We start from the raw sequence: 16,973 nt of genomic DNA on the forward strand, positions 1-16,973 counted from the left end.
GGGGGTTCAAAGAAAACACTTTTTACGTATAAATAACACTAATGCGGCTGATTGGCATAAAAGCTAAACGCCGATTGCCCATATTTCCGGGTTTCAACCAAACAGTCATGCGGAAGTCTCACATTACTATTGTGCTCTATAATCAATAACCCGTCTTGGTGTAGCAGTTGCCGCTCAAACACCAATTGAGGGATTGTATTGATGTTTTGCATGGCATAAGGAGGGTCGGCAAAAATCACATCGTACTTTGCAGCTGCATTTTGCAAGTATTTGTAGGCATCACCTTTTAAGGGTAACAAACAATCCAGCGAAAGCTCTTTTTTCACCTGCTTTAAAAATGAGAGAGTAACCGTGCTGCTATCAACAGCAACCACCTCTTGCGCCCCGCGAGATGAAAACTCAAGGCTTATATTGCCTGCACCTGCAAACAAATCAAGCACTTTTGCACCTTCAAAATCAAGGCGGTTGTTTAAAATATTAAAAAGGGCTTCTTTGGCAATATCGGTTGTGGGCCTTGCCTGTATGTTTTTGGGTGGCCTGATAATGTAGCCTGCGTGTTGTCCGCCTATTATCCTCAATGGCAAAAATCAATCAGAAAGTCAAACTCAAAATCTTCGGGTATATCTATGCTTTTACCTTTTGTTGGTAAAACCTCTGCCCTACCTGCATACGTTGCCAGCACATCAGCTAATTGCTGGGGCGCATTGCCGTGCAACAATAAAGGCAAACTTTGGTGGCTAATACCAAACGTTTGGTAATAGTTAAGAATAAAGTAAGTAGCCTCGTCAATTCCCGTGTTAGGGAAACTGTTAAAGAAAACCGGCTGGGTATTGTTGGCATGTACCAAATAAATACGGTCTTTCTCAACAAACACATTCAGCCTGTTTGGGTAATAACGTACCGATTTACGCAAATAATGAGCGGCTCTGGGCTCAACTATGGCTTCATAGTACTTTGAGCGTGCAGGATAAAACAAATACTCTTTTACCCCAAAAACCAGCTTCACGCTTTCATCAAGCAGTGATACTGCTTTTGCTACTTCATCCTTATCAAGGGTGTGCATGTGGCGCAGGTACGAATCGGTATAAAGCTCATCGTACATGGGTGCAGGCACCAAACTGCACTTGTGCCCTTGCAACACCACGGTGGTGGTTTTATATTTTTGCTTCAGGCTTTCTTGTGAACGAACAAAATCAAAAAAAGCACTTTCATCTTCCTTAAGCGGCACATAAAAACCGAAATGCCCCAACAGCTGCAAAGCTCCGGCAGCATTATGCACTGCAAAAGCACAGGCATTATCGTTTAGTGCCACTACCAAATGGTTTTGGGCTGATAACTGGCTGTTGTAATCCTCGGATGTATGAAATACCTGCATAGGTTGTTTATATGGCAATATACTAAAAAAGCCCTTTTCAGGGCTTTATATCGTTACCGCCTTTGTATAGACGTTCTTAGTTTTCTTGTTTCTCCCAGTTACCTGTGTAAATAGCATCGCTTAAAGAACCTACTTTAAGAGCACGCTTTTTATTTACCGGTTTAGGGTCAATCACTTCAAATACTTGAAGGGTAACACCGTTACGGTTTACTGTACCTGATCCGATTTTAAATTCAACTTTATCTGAGCAAGGCACAAAACGCAATGAGTCGAAATTAGCTATTTTGTCTTTCAGCTTATCAGCAATAGTTACAAACATTGTATCTATCACAACGGTTTGGTTCGCTTCGGTCAATTCACCCACCTGTTTCAACTCAACAATTTTTCCGTTTTTAAGACCGTACTCAAGACTATCAAAGCTGTTAGCAAATACTCCGTAAGCATCTTTATAAGCAAACTGAGCCTCTTTAATTTCAGTTAAACGTTGAATAATTTTACCCTCAACATACGCTATTTGATTTTGCATGCGCAGTGTTGATGCAATAGAGTCATAACACAAATAACCCACTATAACACAAAGAATAGCTAATACTGCTTTAACTATGTTGTTAGTCATACTTTCTTGATTTGGTGCAATAATACTACTTTTACTTGTATGGCGTGTAAAATGCATCTTAAAACTGCACTTATACGCACACTTTTTTTACTGAACGATTTTTCTGCCTTACAGGTTTGAATTAATCATTAATAAAAAACCCGCATAGCATACGCCATGCGGGTTATATATACAAAGTATCTGGTCTGTTGTAATTACTTTTTAGCTACAAGATTGATATTGATACCAATTATGTTGCTAAGGAAGTTTTCTTTCAAAAAGGCACGGGCTTTAGTGTCTTTTTCGTTACCCCACATTACGTTCCACTCCAAACGGTTGATTTCAGTTTTTGCAGTAGCAGTTACTGAACCGTCGGCAGTTGTAATTTTAGCAGGGAAAGTAATTTCACGGGTGTTATTTTTGATTGAAAGGTTACCGCTTACGCTGTGGGTATTACCGTTTGCATCAGCAGCAGCCAATTTCTCAACTTTAGTGATTTCGAATGTAGCAGTAGGAAAACTATCAACGTTGAAGAAATCAGGGCTTGCAAGGTGACCTACCAATTTAGCGTTCTCAGCTGCATCAGTAATGTCGGTGTTTTTGATAGTTTTCATATCAACAGTAAAGTTACCTGATTTTAGTTCGCCGTTTTCAAACGAAAGAATACCGGTTTGGATATTGATAGTTCCGGTGTGTGAACCTGAAACAACTTTTGAACCGCTCCAACCCAATGTGCTGGCAGTTGCATCAACGGTATAAGTGGCTGCTGAATCAGATGCTTGAGCTACTTGTCCGGCTTCGTTTGAGGTTTTAGTGTTTTGCTTGCAAGCCGCCAAAGACGCTGCTGCAAATAGTACTACAAATACTTTTTTCATATTGTTTTTAGTGTAATTATTAGTACAAAGCTATAAATCAATGTTTAAACATCAAAGTGATTTCTTTAACATTTGTATAAACAACTGTTTAACAGGACTTTAAATTTAGACTCATTCTTAATAACGAAAAAAGGGCAGCTAAAAACTGCCCTTTTTCCGTTATTTATCGCCTAAACAACTATTTACACTCGTAAGTATAAGTGGTGTTGGTTGTTTCTGTGGGGCTGATTTCTTTTGAAGTAGCTGGGCTATTACGTGTATTAAACGTATAAGTGGTAGTAATTGTTTCATTACCTGTATCGGTTACATCGGTGTGACTGGTTTTCAAATTCACATCAATGTCTTTAGAGTCAATGTTGGGGTCACTCCACTCATCAGGTACCAGCTTAGTAATCAGCTTGTAAGCAGCATCGGCATCACCCGCAGTTTTGCTCAAATCAAACACCGCAGTAAACGAAACTTTAAACGGCTCAGAAACATCTGATTTTGAAGATTCTTTAGTACGGTTACCGTTACCATCGTACTCGTAGCTATACTCATCTTGTAATGAGTAGGGTTGAGTACCCATTGAGGTTTCAGAAGACCTGTAAGTAATCAATCCGGCAGGGCGTCCTTTTGAATTATAATTTAAGAATATACCGCTGTCTTTTGAAACTACTTTACCTACACCGGGAAAGTTATCAATAGTTGTGGTGCGCACCGTATATGAAACCCTTCCGTTTGCATCGTAAAAATACTTTTGGTTAATATCCACCAAACCGAAAGGAGAGTTGATACTATAATCACGTTGAGTTATCTTATTTGCTGAATTGAAGGCATTGCTAAAATTGATGGTCAAAGCCCCTTTTTGGTAAAGCTTTACATCAGTAAGGTTACGGCCATTATAAGATAATAAAGCATAGCTGGTTGTATCTTCATTACCGGTAACAGAATCTATAAAGTTGGCCTTTACAATTTTATCATCGTTGTAATACAATACAAACCCACCATAGCTAAGAGGGCTGCCGGTAACTGCAATCTCTTCTTTGATAGACTTTAGCTTACAGTTTTGACTTGAACCGCCGTTGTTGTTTCCGTTGTTCTCATCTTTCTTACAAGATGCCGCAGCTAAAAGAAGCCCGGCAAAAGCAAACATGATAATTTTTTTCATAATTCAGTTTATGTACTTAACCTAAGTAGACGGCTATTTATGCAAAACGGTTCCCCACCCAAACAAAACGTTTGTTAATATATTCAGGGTTGGTGAAACTGGCATTACCCGCGGGGTTACCGCCCGTAACGTGAAAATCAGAAAATGCAGCATGCTGGTTTACAAATATTGCACCTGTGAAGTTGAATGAAACCGGGGTAAACACGCTGTTCATTTCATCTTCAATAGTAGCTTGTGCAGCAGCATCGGTTGTATAAGCCAAGCAGGTAATGGCACCGTGAGCTTCTGCTGACTCTTTTACCAACTGCAACGAGTGTGCTGAGCTATCGGTTTTAATAACAAACACAACCGGCCCAAAGCATTCTGTTAGGTAAAGGTCTTTTTGCTCCACTCCTACCTCAATCAAACTTGGGCTGGCAGTACGGGCATTCTCAAACTCAGGGTTGGCAACCTGCACGCTGGCAAGCACCATGCGACCACCGGCACCGGCAGCTGCTTGCACACGTTGTATGGTAGCATCGGCTTGGATACCACCCAAGGTAAAGGCACCCATTTTAGGATGGTTTACAATGCCTTTGATTGCTTCTGCAAGCATATTCACAGCATCGTCATACGCCACAACTCCATCGGGGGTTTTAATACCGTCTTTTGATATAAAGATATTTTGTGGTGCAGTACACATTTGTTTTGAATACAGCGATACTGAAAACGCAATGTTTTGCATCACCGCATTAATATCAGCCGCAGAATCAAGTATTACCGAGTTTACTCCTGCTTTTTCAGTAAATACATCTTTACCGCTAAGGTTTTCTACATAGTTACCAAAGCTTGAGCTTCCGGTAAAATCAACCAGTTTCACATCCTTATCCTCGGCCAATTGCTTAGTAATAGGTTGTGTAACGGTATCTACCGCCAACTGAACTATATTAGGGTCAAAACCGTTAGCCTTCAATACTTTTTGAATTTCTCCCACCACAATGGCAATAGGTAATATTGCTTTAGGGTGAGGTTTCACTATCACAGTATTACCGGTAATTAAACTGGCATACAAACCGGGTACGGTGTTCCAAGTAGGGAAAGTAGAACAGCCTATTACCAAGCTGATACCTTTTGGTACGGCTTTCCAGTTTTTACGAATATTGATATCAAACTTGCCCATGTTTTTAACCCACATCACTTCTTGTGGAAAACGGGTAAGTTCCATATAGCCCATGGTAATAGCTTCAAGTGCCCTGTCGTTTGCATGTGGACCGCTGGCCTGAAACGACATCACAAAACCTTGTCCGGTGGTGTGCATGGTGGCATAAGCAATATCAAAAAAGCGAGGGATTATTTGTTCAAGAGTTTCTATCAAAACACCGGTACGTTCCTCAACACTGGTTTTGCTCCATTGCTTTTGAGCAGTTTTAGCATTGCTCATCAATTGCTCTGGCGAAAACGCAGGATAGGTAATTCCTAAGCCCAATTGCAAAAACGGAGAAACTTCTTCACCTATGTGAGCTACTTCACCGGTTTGCAGCAATTCATTAAATCCGGTATTCAACAGTTTCTGAAAATAGCTCTTGCCGTTTGCATCACCATCCTCAGCATAGGCTTTGGGGTTCTCGGGGTAAGGGGTATAATAATTACGTTCGCTAATGGCTTTTATGGCTGCATCAAGCGTAGGCTTGTGCTTTTCAAACAATGAAGCTGCTTGGTTCATATTCTTTTAAAAATTTGTGCAAAGATAACGCCTTTTGTGCATTGTTATAAATGTGTTTCATTACGCTTTGCAATAGGCTTTTACACAATTTGGCCACCACCATTTGGTATTTTTTTTTAAAATTTTTACGTTTTATTGTAAAATTTTGAGTTAACTTGTAAACACGGTAATTTTTAGCTAACTCCCTGAAGTCAAAATGACGCATGAATTTGTAAATACCGCGAGGTCGTTGAGAAACAAGTACCTCGTATTTTTAGGTATAATAATAATTATCCTGATAACTAATCTTCCCATCATCCATTATAGTTACCAAGTCAATAATGAGTCGGCTACTATGATTAATATATCAGGAAGACAACGGATGCTTAGCCAGCGAATCTCTAAACTTACTTATAATATTGCCACCCAAATACGTGAAGACGGAAAAGCACAAGAACACTTCCTTGATTCTACTATTAAGTTCTGCGACCAGTTTGTAAGAGCACACGATGCCTTGCTGCTTGGAAACGGGGATTATGGGATAACCGTAAAACCAAGCCCGGCAGTTAAACAGAAAATTGAAAGCACTACAACTGAACTCTGGGGAATTGTTAATGCGGCAAAACTGCTTGCCGTAAATCAAGATACCGCAACAGCAAATTCTTCAATAGACACAATGCGTAAATACGACATCCCGTATTTACTGAAAATGGAAGACGTTGTGGCTACGCAGGAATCGGAATATATAACCACACGGCGCACCACCCGAAACCTTCTCATTATACTATCTACAGCATCACTTATCATCATCATATTAAGTTTTATTGTTATAGTATTACCTACCATACGAAAACTAAATATCGCTAATGATTTACTTACCCAAACCACCGACAGGCTTTTTATGGCCACCGGTGCAGCGAAAATTGGAGTTTGGGAGTATGATGTAAAAAATGACGCCTTGATATGGGACGATGAAATGTACAAGATGTACAACATTCACACTGAAGATTTAAAGGGTCTATTAAAAGCCTGGTTTAGAACCATACATCCTGAAGACTTATCGATGGTGGTAAGGGAATTGCGACAAACTTTGCATGGAAAATCTGAAATAAACAATGAATTCAGAATACTTTGGCCTGATGGCACAGTGAGGTTTATAAGAGCCCGTGCTGTATCGCAGAGAAATAAAAACGGTAAGGTGGTAAAGCTTACAGGGATTAATTTTGATGTAACCGACCAAAGAGTATCTGATAAGATTATCCAAGAAGGCAAACAAAGCTTATTGAAGGCGCAGGAAATTGCCAAATTAGGAAGCTGGGACTGGGATATAATAACCGGAAAAGAGTTTTGGAGCGATGAGCAGTACAGGATTTTTGGCTATGAACCCGGTGAAGTTGTTGCCAACTATAGTTTATTCTTAAGCGCATTACACCCTGATGACGAGGAGCGGGTTTTGAAAGCGGTGGCTGATGCACTTGATGGAACTAAACCATACAATATAAATTTCAGGATAATTAAGAAAAACGGTGACATTGTATATATAGATGCGTTGGGTGAGGTGTATCGTGATGCAAACGGTGCTCCACAACGTATGATAGGCACAATTCATGATGTTACTGAAAAAACACTTGCCCAAAAAGAACTGCGATTAAGCGACGAACAATTTAAAGGTGCCTTTGAATATTCTGCTATTGGTATGGCATTGGTGTCGCTGGAGGGAAAATGGCTGCGTATAAACAGGCAGCTATGCACCATTTTAGGATATACTGAGGATGAACTACTGAAATTAACTTTTCAAGATATCACCCACCCCGATGACCTTGACAGTGATCTTGAAAAATTAAACCGACTGCTAAAAGGCGAGATAGACCATTATAACATGGAAAAACGCTACCTGCACAAAAACGGCGGCATTGTGTGGGTGATGTTAATTGTGTCGTTGGTTAAGGATATTGAAGGAAATCCCGCTCATTTTGTATCACAGATTGATGATATCACCCAGCGGAAAAAGGATGAAGAAGAGCTTTTACGCGTTAACCAACAGCTTACGGCACTTTTTGATTCAGGAAGTCAGGTATCAACCATAAGCACCGACCTGAAAGGCACCATTACCTATTTCAGTAAAGGTGCCGAAACCCTGCTAGGCTACAAAGCTGAAGAGATGGTGAATGTAAATTCTCCTGCCATTATTCATGTAAGAGAAGAAGTTGAAAAGCGGGGGGATGAACTTACTGAGCTTTTCGGACGTGAAATAAGAGGCTTCGATGTGTTTGTTGAGTATGCCAAACAAGGCAAGCATGAATCGAGGGAATGGACGTATGTGCGAAAAGACGGCGGCACATTCCCTGTACAATTAGTTGTAACCGGATTAAGAAACCGTCAAGGCCAATTGGTAGGCTTTTTAGGTATTGCTACAGATATCACTAAGCAAAAAGAAAAAGAAGAGGCACTAAACTCTTCGCTAGATATAATTGGCGAACAAAATAAACGCCTGTTGAACTTTGCCCACATTGTATCACACAATTTAAGATCTCACACGGGCAACATGCAAATGGTGCTAGGGTTGTATGACGACTCTGAAACACCCGAAGAAAAAGAAGAGATGGTAGACCATCTTAAAAGCATTACTCTGACTCTTGCCGAAGCTATTAAAAACCTGAACGAAGTAGTAAGCATACAAACCAACATTAATAAGCAACGGGAAAAATTAAACCTTAAACACTATATTGATAAAACTATTGAGGTGCTTAGTGGTGAGATTGAATTAAAAGGAGCTAAAATTGTAAACAACGTTCCTGCCGATGTTGAAGTTGATTTTAATGCTGCTTATATGGAAAGTGTTTTACTGAATTTTCTGACAAACGGTATAAAGTACCGTCACCCTGACAGGCCAGCTATAGTAACACTTGACATTATTGTTGCAGATGGCAAAAAAGTTTTGCAAATTGCTGATAATGGCTTAGGTATTGATATGAAAAAACACGGAGAGAAACTATTTGGCATGTATAAAACTTTTCATGGAAACAGCGATGCTAAGGGGATTGGATTATTTATAACCAAAAACCAAGTAGAGGCGATGGGCGGAAAAATTGAAGTGGAAAGTGAAGTTAATATTGGAACAACCTTTAAAATATCCCTGCAATGAATACTTTAACAACTTGTATTGTTGACGACGATGAAGTATTTGTAATGGGTGTCAAGCGAATTCTCACCCGTAATAATCTCTGTACTGATATACTTGTATTTGAAAACGGCTTAAAAGCTTTAAACCATCTTTCTTCATCAGGCAATGTGATACCCGATACTATATTATTGGATATCAATATGCCCGTAATGGACGGCTGGCAATTTTTAGAGGGGTTTTCAAAAGTAAAACCTACGTTAGGAAAACCTGTTACCATTTACATGATTAGCTCTTCTATTGACCCTAACGATATGGAAAAAGCTAAAACTTACAGTGATGTTAAAGACTACATCGTAAAACCGATAACCACTACTGATTTACAACGAATAATCGTTCATTAATCAATCGACCTTTATAGCATAAGCTAAACGCTAACAATATTCCTTAAAACAAAAAAAAATGGCCGCAATAGCGGCCATTTTTTATTAACTAACACGCGGGAATGACCCCACAATTCTTTTTAATAATTAAAGAAGAAACCACCGGGTACTATACCCACTTTAAAATTGCTTTCAGTTCCGTCTGTTTTCAAGCGGTAAACAATTCCTTTTTGGTTAAAATCAAGCGCATCAGTAACATATACTGAACCGTCTTTAGGGTCAACACCTAAACCGTAAAAATAACCGGCTTTTTTAGCTGTAGCAGGCAAAGTGCTTGCAGTAATATCCATTTCGTACACACCGGTGCTGCTGGTATAATACAGCTTATCGCCGCTGCCGTTAATTGCCAATTTGCTGGCCGATTGACCTGCGGGGAATAACACGGTAGCTTCAACGCTGTTATTAGAAGGATTAACACGAATAAAACGTGCTTGGGTAGTACCAACTGAATCAACAAGTACCCAAAGTTTGCCGTTTTTATCTTTCACCAAACCGTTTGGTGCACCGGTCAAGGTAATGCTATCAGCAACAGTGTTGTTGGTTGAATTAATTTCATACACCATTTTGTTGCTCCAGTTGTTTACATAAACATCTGTTCCAACTTCAACCATGTGTTCGCTCCAACCGGGCAATGTAATGCTGCCGGTTTTAGTAGCTGCGTCAAGGTCAACAATGTGTATCACACCGCCAAACAAATCGGTTACGTAAGCCTTTTTGTTGCCTGATGATGATAAAGGCAGCAAAAAGCGGGGTGATCCCATGTTGTTGATAGTAGCTGTAGAGGCAAAAGTTTCAGCATTTACTACTTCAATTTTTTGTGAGTTATTTACAATCAGGTAGAATTTGTTACCCACTTTAGTCATTGATTGCAAAATATCGCCCAAGGGACGGCTGTTTTTCTTTGCAAACAAATCGTCGCTTAGTTCACCGCTAGTAGGGTTATAAAAATCAACGCTTGAATTGCCTTTTAAGAAACCACCTTCGTTTATTACAAAAACACCTTGGTAGCTTGCGGGGGTTGATGTACCGGGTTTGGTATCATCATCTTCTTTACAAGAATTTAAAAACAACACCATTGCAGCCATTGCTATTACAAGGCTCAGGTTTGTGATTTTTTTCAGATTTTTCATTTTTATTGTTTGGATTAAAAGTTTAATTGAACAGTTAGTAAATAATTGCGACCGGGCATTGGCACCCATTGCACCACAGCATATTCTTTATTAAGCAGGTTGCGTGCCTGCAATAGCACTTCCATATCAAGTGCTTTTATCTTGTGCGCCCAGCTTACCATTATATTTAAAGTGTAAAATGCGGGCAACCATGCAGTGTTATCAGAGGTTACAAATTGCCTGCCCGTGTATTGCCCGTTAATGTTTATATACCAGCGTTTATACCCGCCGGCCACATTGCATACTGCCATGTGATAGGGCACATATTGCAATTGCTTTTTATAACTATCATCAAACTGGCTTTTCTTTTTCTCGTTGGTGCTAATGGTGTACGAATAGCGAGCATCAGCCCTCACATAGCTTTTATCATTCAGCCGAATGCTAACTTCTGCTTGTGTTTCAATCCCACGCGATTTTACCCGTTGGATATTTTGCGGCGTCCATATCCCCCCTACTCCCTGCAACCATATTATCCAATCGGTAATGTCATTATAGTATCCGCCAGCAGAGGCATTTGTCTGCACTTTTCCCCAACGGTTTTTATAAGCCACTCTACTTTCAATACTATATCCGTTTTCAGGATTCAGATTAGGATTACCACCGGGATTCCAATACAAATCATTAAAATTAGGATAGCGGTACAAACGTGAAGCTTTAGCCTGCCAATACAGTGGCCCGAACACATTCCACTCGGCGCCGATAGAGGGCACAAAAGGCAACACCTTTAGTTTTTGTGCAGATTGAAGCGATACCATAGGCAATTCCTGTGTGTTGCGTAAACTCACCCACTCTTGCCTCAAAGTAAGTGAAGTGATTAGTTTGTTCCCCAAACTGCGGTAACGGTGTGATACGAATAAAGCTCCTTTGTATTGTACAGGCGATGGTTTACCATAATCAACTGCCGATGATTTAGAGTTGCTATTATTAAGCCCTACGCTCACATCGTGGCGATTGCTAATCTTATACCTGAATTCTCCCTCAAGCACCACCCCCACAGCGCGGTTATCGCTTGCAAGTATCGGGGTTATCGCAGAATCGGTATAGCGTATGCGCTCATCAAACCACATAAAGCGTAAAATGGCTTCGGCTCTCAGTTTGCTGTATTTCACATCGCCCATCAACCTCCACACATCATCTTTCTGAAATGCCCTGCTTTGGTTTTGAATCATGGTGCGCCCAACTCCTCTATACGCTTGGGTGTGCCATAGGTGTAACCCCGCTTTTATATGCTTGCTAATTGCAAAATAGTTTTCAAACACCTGCCCGTTATTCCACCACTGCGCGTTGCGCATGGTATCAGTGGGTTTTCCAATTTTTGTAGGGTTTGTATAGGTATATGTGTTTTGTGCCGTTTGATTGAAATAACGCACACGACCTGTGTACCACTTATTTTTATAACTGAACTTTATACCTTGTTGAAAGTTTTCGAAACTACCGACACCCAGCATTACTTTGCCGTGCAACCCATTTTTCTCCATCGGTGTTTGTCCAAAACTTACCGTGCCGCCAATAGCACCACTGCCATATAAGGCGCTTTGACTACCGTACCCAACCTCAAGCGCATCAATAAAAAAAGCCGGTATCAGGTTCATATCGGCCAGTTGGTTCATGGGGCTTTGTATGTTAAAGCCATTCCAAACAATGGCCGTTTGCACGCCATAAGTGCCCCTCATAATAGGAGTTGCTAGAGTTCCGGGTGAGTATGTGCGGACAAACATCCCTGTTTGCCCCATTACATCGGCAAGCGTATTAGGCGTGTATTGCTTTAGCAGGGTTGTATCAGGCTTCCAACTGTATGTACCCGCACTAAATACCTTTTCGCGGTAGGCCACCACTTCGGCAGCTCCCACTTCATACAAAGTATCTTTTTGCGCCTGCACATTATAGGCGGCAACCAAACACGCTACCGAAACAATCAGTTTTTTTAGGTCCAATGTAAAGCACATTATACCTGCGGGATATGCAGAATACAGCCAGCACGGGTAACCGAACGTTTTTTATGTGTTTGGAAACTATTGTACTACTGAACCCCTGCCCTTATTCCCGAAGGCGTGAATCCTTTTAAAGCATTTCAGGCAGGTCTTCTGACTCATTTCTCGCTTTTTGCAGCCTTCCCGTTGGCATTAGCCAACAGTGGCAAAAGGGGGCAAAAAGGTGACAACAGGGTTGTCTTTGAAATTTACAGCAGCGGGTACTGTCCACGATTTACACGTGGTTCCCTTTTCATCTTGGCACATATAGATGTGCTAGAACCTGTAATACGCGGCAAATATAGTTATTTTTTGAAATGTGCAAGCAACACACTAATAATGCTGCTAATAGCCGCAAATGCTGTATTATTGAAGCATGTTACTACCCGAAAGTTACCTGAAGCCTAACCCGCTGCACGACCCTAAAAAGGCAAGGGGGTTTCTTATCACATTGGGTATTATGTACCCTATATATGTGTTCTTTTTATACTGGTTATGGTATAGCGAGGGAACAAATACAGGGTTCCATTTCTTTGATGATATGGGCGAGTGGCTGCAAATGGATAAAGTGGGTCATTTTGTAGTACATTTTCAATGGGCACTAATGCCGGCCTATATTTTTTGCTGGGCGGGATATGATGTAAAGCAATCTGCACTGTATAGCTTTTGGGTGAGCGTGTTTATTTTAATGCCCGTTGAGGTGATGGACGGCTTCTCAGCTGCATGGGGCTTCTCTTGGGGTGATGTGATTGCCAATGTACTGGGCAGTTTGTTTGCCTATGTGCAGTTAAGCGGTTTTGGCAAAGCTGTTGCAATTGCCAAATACAGCTACCACACTACCGCATTGGCTCTTATACGACCTGATATGTTTGGAACAGGCTACGTGCAAAACTCATTAAAAGATTACAACGGGCAAACGTATTGGCTAACAATTGATGTGAATGCCATTGCAGGCCGAAAAATATTACCCAATTGGCTATTATTAAGTATTGGTTATAGTGGAGAAGATATGTATGGCGGGCACGATAATGTGTGGACAGATAAACAAGGCGTAACGCATGATTACAGCAACATTGCCCGCTACAGGCAATGGTATTTATCGTTTGATATTAATTTTACTCCGTTAATAAAAAACAAGGTATTGCAGCGGGTATTTTACGGCCTCAATATTTTTAAAATGCCCTTTCCTGCACTAGAGTTTAGCGAGCGTGGAATTAAATTTTACTGGTTGTACTGGTAAATTAGTCTATCACAAATTTTTGCCCTTCGATGGCAAGAAAAGAATTTTCAAAAACTGCCCGCGCCTCTTCTAACAAAGGAGTTAAGTCTTTGTACCTCGCTGAAAAATGGCCTAATAACAGCTTACCCACCTGTGCCTTTTGAGCGATGGTGGCCGCCTCAAAAGCAGTACTGTGAAGGGTTTCTTTGGCCCTTTCTACCAAATCGTGCATAAAAGTACTTTCGTGGTACAGCATATCAGCACCGGCTATATGTTCAAGCACCGGCTCATAATAGCGGGTATCAGAGCAATACGCATACTTACGGGGAGCTTTGGGTTCAAAGGTCAACAACCTGTTTTCAATAACATTTCCCAAGTCGTCTCTGTAATCCAATCCGCGTTTTAAGTCTTCGTAATATGCATAAGGCACTTCGTGCAGTTCGCAGGCTGCATTATTTATTTTACGGTAAGGATTTATCTCTTCAAACAAAAAACCTGTAGTGGGCAGCCTGTGCTGCAACACTATTGATTTCACCCTAAAAGTACTATTTTCTTCCAGCACACGGCTTTCATCGTCATGCACCGTATGAAAATACAATGGAAACCTTAATACAGTGTGCGAGTACTTAAAATGGTCGTTGATAATGGCCTCCAATGGTTCGGGGCCGTATATGTGCAGTTCGTTTTCCCTGCCCTGAAAATTAATAGTTGCCAGCAACCCCACTAAGCCCAAATAATGGTCGCCATGTAGGTGACTAATAAATATATGATTGATTTTGCTGTGCCTAAGCCTGTATTTGAGTAACTGGTTTTGGGTTGCCTCGCCACAATCAATCAAAACGTATTTTCCTTTTATATTTAACAGCTGAGCAGACGGGTGCCTGTCGGCGGTTGGAGTAGCACTACTGCACCCTAATATTGTAACTTCAAACGACAATGGCGGTATCTATTTTTGTAAAGTTACTTACGAAGTAACGACATTGCAAACGAAGTTTTATATTTAATAGACTCAAGTATATAAAGTATTGTATCTATTTTAATGTCCGCTAATTATAATAGCATGAAACTGAAACTACTAATGTTACTTTTTATGATGGCCTTTTGTAGTGTTACTTTCGGTCAAACTGAAAAAGACACCCCTGCACTAGTCATTACAAGAAAAGGCAAAAAAACATATTTATACAAACATGCCTACTTGCGTTTTCACCTAACCCCAAAATCGGCTAAAGACTGCCTGCCTTGTTGCCCCGAAAAGCTTGACGGAACTTATTTAAAACGTAATAATGATAGCATTTGGATGGAAGTTTATGACCGAGAACTGATTTATACGGATAGTAACGGCACACAGTATGTAAATTATATGCACTACGGCATTTTTAGTGATAAGCCGCTACCGGTTATTGAATCATTTTCTTATGCTGATGTCAGAGCTATTTATTACAATTCTCCGGTCAGAAGCTTTCTAAACAAAGCATCTGCAATTGTTATGGGAGTTAGCGGAGCATCGGCATTGCTGGCGGCCCCTTTGCTAAGCATTAAAAAAGACGGAGGCTTTAACGGAAATCGCTATTTTAGAGTAGCCGGCTGGAGTTTAGCGGCATTTGGAGTAGGGCTTTCGGTTAATCTTCTAACCCTCGAAAGGGAATATAAAGTAACCTTAAATTAATCAGCCTTTATTTTCTCTATTACCTTATCAATATTTTTCTCTAACAAGTTAAAGAATTTCACTCGTTGCTTTTCGGCAGTACCACTGATAAGAGTTGACTTCTGCATGTGTTTCTCAAGCCACTCTTCGGTTTCATCGCAAAAACGCACATCGGTGGTATTAATGTTATTAAACGTGTGGTGACTTAAAAATACTGCCTTTAGTGAGTCTAAATAGGCCATAATTGTATTATTGCCTATCAGCAGTTCGCTAAAATATAACTTATAGTTTTGCGGACGTTCTTCTTTTGGCTCGTTCAACAACTTGCTACCTTGGGCTGCCCAATCGCGGGTAGAAAATATCATTTCACGCAGGTTATCACATACTGCAAGTGCCGATTCTCTGTTCTCAAACCAACCGCTTTCCCAACTGTATTCTATCTGCTTCAATGTAGGGAAAAGCATATCATCGCTCCATATCTCAGTTGAGGGCACTTTTAGGTATTTCTTATGGATTGAGCTTGCCACCTTCTGCATCTCAGCACTGATAAGGCTGGGGTCAAACTTTTTATCCTGCATACGTTTTACCCCCATCAATGCACGCATCCAGTAATACATCTTAAAATTGCCAATCTCTCTAAAACCCAAATGCTGTAAAATAGATATATCTACAGCACCGTAAACAATGCGTTTATCATTTGCCATCAACAGTTTATCCAATATTTGATCAAGGCTTTGCAAGTACTGGAAAAAACTTTCTTCGTTCTCATCCAAATGGCGGTAACGAAAAGTAACCAAACCCGCTAAGGTTTCGGTAAACGCACTAAACGGAATTTTGAAGTGATTGCACAGTGCTACTGCTTCATCTAACGATATGGCAGTTTCGCCCCTTAATCTGCGGTATGCGCTATCAGCACTCACATTTAGCAACTCTGCTATTTCTTCGGCTAAAGAGGTGTTTGCCGGGGCAAGTTCTTTTAATTTCTGGACAAAGGCTTTTTGAACGGCGTACTGGCTATTGGGCATCGGCGTTGATTTGAACGTAATAAAACGCAAGATAACAATTTGATAGTATTAACTGCCATATTGCCCTGCACAACATTTAGGCACTTTATTTGTTAATTTTACAAACTGATATGGAAACCGAGATAGTGAACCGTGTGGCGCAAAGTGCGCTTATAACTATAAACCTTGAGGATTTTTACCACCCCGGGGAGCGCGTGGTGTTTGATATGAAGGAGTGCCTGTATATGGGTCTGATTTTGCGTGAAAAAGATTTTAGAGAATGGGTAAAAACCCACGATTGGGAACAATACAACGGCAAAAATGTATCGATAATATGTTCTGCGGACGCAGTAGTCCCCACTTGGGCTTATATGCTGGTGGCTGAGCGTTTACAGCAACACGCCCATTTCTTTGTATTTGGCAATAGTGAGATGCTTGAAAATGCTTTGTTTTTAAAGGCATTGCAAAACCTTTCGCCCCAAGAGTATGAAGATAAAATGGTGGTGATTAAAGGTTGTTTTGATAAACCTGTGCCTACAGGTGCATATACTGAAATTACCCGCATGCTTGCCCCTTACGTAAAAAGCCTTATGTATGGCGAACCATGCAGTACTGTGCCCATATTTAAACGTAAGAAAGCCTAAAACGGCCTTTACCTTTCTTTTCTATACCCTTTAAATGAAAAGAGGCCAGGCATAACGCCCGGCCCCCATCCGTAATCCATAT

15 protein-coding genes and 1 riboswitch are annotated in these 16,973 nt (G+C 40.7%); of the genes, 5 read left to right on the forward strand and 10 right to left on the reverse strand.

Translation table 11 applies throughout. From position 1 onward, the window contains the following. Positions 1 to 38: 38 nt before the first annotated feature. From F9K23_11065 to paaN, 6 genes are all read right to left on the reverse strand, one after another. Positions 39 to 578, reverse strand: a complete 540-nt coding sequence (locus F9K23_11065) for a methyltransferase (GenBank protein ID KAB2915462.1) — start codon at positions 576 to 578, stop codon at positions 39 to 41. Continuing rightward, positions 575 to 1,375 carry a DUF3822 family protein gene (locus F9K23_11070; GenBank protein KAB2915380.1) on the reverse strand — a complete coding sequence of 267 codons (801 nt, stop codon included), beginning with the start codon at positions 1,373 to 1,375 and terminating at the stop codon, positions 575 to 577. The genes F9K23_11065 and F9K23_11070 overlap by 4 nt, the downstream gene beginning before the upstream one ends. A 76-nt stretch (positions 1,376 to 1,451) precedes the next feature. Continuing rightward, a complete protein-coding gene (locus tag F9K23_11075) occupies positions 1,452 to 1,991 on the reverse strand; it encodes a hypothetical protein (protein ID KAB2915381.1) in 540 nt (179 codons plus the stop codon). A gap of 194 nt (positions 1,992 to 2,185) precedes the next feature. Next, entirely contained in the window at positions 2,186 to 2,845 is a 660-nt protein-coding gene (locus F9K23_11080; GenBank protein KAB2915382.1) for a YceI family protein, read from the reverse strand. Between the two features lie 178 nt (positions 2,846 to 3,023). Beyond that, a complete protein-coding gene (locus F9K23_11085; GenBank protein ID KAB2915383.1) occupies positions 3,024 to 3,995 on the reverse strand; it encodes a hypothetical protein in 972 nt (323 codons plus the stop codon). Positions 3,996 to 4,032: 37 nt separating this feature from the next. Next, positions 4,033 to 5,697, reverse strand: coding sequence for a phenylacetic acid degradation protein PaaN (gene paaN, locus F9K23_11090; GenBank protein ID KAB2915384.1), 1,665 nt, complete (start codon positions 5,695 to 5,697; stop codon positions 4,033 to 4,035). 196 nt (positions 5,698 to 5,893) lie between these two features. Here paaN and F9K23_11095 point away from each other — a divergent pair, with 196 nt between their 5' ends. Together F9K23_11095 and F9K23_11100 are read left to right on the forward strand one after the other, a co-directional pair. Then, complete coding sequence (locus F9K23_11095) at positions 5,894 to 8,821, forward strand: PAS domain-containing protein (GenBank protein KAB2915385.1); 2,928 nt, start codon at positions 5,894 to 5,896, stop codon at positions 8,819 to 8,821. Further along, a complete protein-coding gene (locus tag F9K23_11100) occupies positions 8,818 to 9,201 on the forward strand; it encodes a response regulator (GenBank protein ID KAB2915386.1) in 384 nt (127 codons plus the stop codon). The genes F9K23_11095 and F9K23_11100 overlap by 4 nt, the downstream gene beginning before the upstream one ends. A gap of 119 nt (positions 9,202 to 9,320) precedes the next feature. Here the strand turns inward: F9K23_11100 and F9K23_11105 are convergent, their stop codons facing one another. Next, positions 9,321 to 10,370, reverse strand: a complete 1,050-nt coding sequence (locus tag F9K23_11105; protein KAB2915387.1) for a hypothetical protein — start codon at positions 10,368 to 10,370, stop codon at positions 9,321 to 9,323. A gap of 14 nt (positions 10,371 to 10,384) precedes the next feature. Beyond that, positions 10,385 to 12,355: a TonB-dependent receptor plug domain-containing protein gene (locus tag F9K23_11110; GenBank protein KAB2915388.1), complete on the reverse strand. Its 1,971-nt coding sequence runs from the start codon at positions 12,353 to 12,355 to the stop codon at positions 10,385 to 10,387. A gap of 110 nt (positions 12,356 to 12,465) precedes the next feature. Next, positions 12,466 to 12,681: riboswitch (cobalamin riboswitch) on the reverse strand. Positions 12,682 to 12,755: 74 nt separating this feature from the next. Here F9K23_11110 and F9K23_11115 point away from each other — a divergent pair. Next, positions 12,756 to 13,619, forward strand: a complete 864-nt coding sequence (locus F9K23_11115; GenBank protein ID KAB2915389.1) for a DUF2279 domain-containing protein — start codon at positions 12,756 to 12,758, stop codon at positions 13,617 to 13,619. 1 nt (position 13,620) lies between these two features. On the opposite strand, the gene F9K23_11120 is transcribed toward F9K23_11115, so the two are convergent. After that, positions 13,621 to 14,535 carry a ribonuclease Z gene (locus F9K23_11120; GenBank protein ID KAB2915390.1) on the reverse strand — a complete coding sequence of 305 codons (915 nt, stop codon included), beginning with the start codon at positions 14,533 to 14,535 and terminating at the stop codon, positions 13,621 to 13,623. A gap of 123 nt (positions 14,536 to 14,658) precedes the next feature. Between F9K23_11120 and F9K23_11125 the strand changes: the two genes are divergently transcribed. Continuing rightward, entirely contained in the window at positions 14,659 to 15,264 is a 606-nt protein-coding gene (locus tag F9K23_11125; protein KAB2915391.1) for a hypothetical protein, read from the forward strand. Here the strand turns inward: F9K23_11125 and F9K23_11130 are convergent. Beyond that, positions 15,261 to 16,268 carry a hypothetical protein gene (locus tag F9K23_11130; protein ID KAB2915392.1) on the reverse strand — a complete coding sequence of 336 codons (1,008 nt, stop codon included), beginning with the start codon at positions 16,266 to 16,268 and terminating at the stop codon, positions 15,261 to 15,263. The two genes, F9K23_11125 and F9K23_11130, sit on opposite strands and share 4 nt — an antisense overlap. Positions 16,269 to 16,378: 110 nt before the next feature. Here F9K23_11130 and F9K23_11135 point away from each other — a divergent pair, with 110 nt between their 5' ends. Beyond that, the gene (locus F9K23_11135) at positions 16,379 to 16,891 is read left to right on the forward strand and encodes a DUF2480 family protein (protein KAB2915393.1); all 513 of its coding nucleotides are present in this window, start codon (positions 16,379 to 16,381) and stop codon (positions 16,889 to 16,891) included. Positions 16,892 to 16,973 lie beyond the last annotated feature (82 nt).

It is taken from the genome of Bacteroidota bacterium, from assembly GCA_008933805.1.
In the GTDB taxonomy this organism is placed as follows: domain Bacteria; phylum Bacteroidota; class Bacteroidia; order UBA8524; family UBA8524; genus SB11.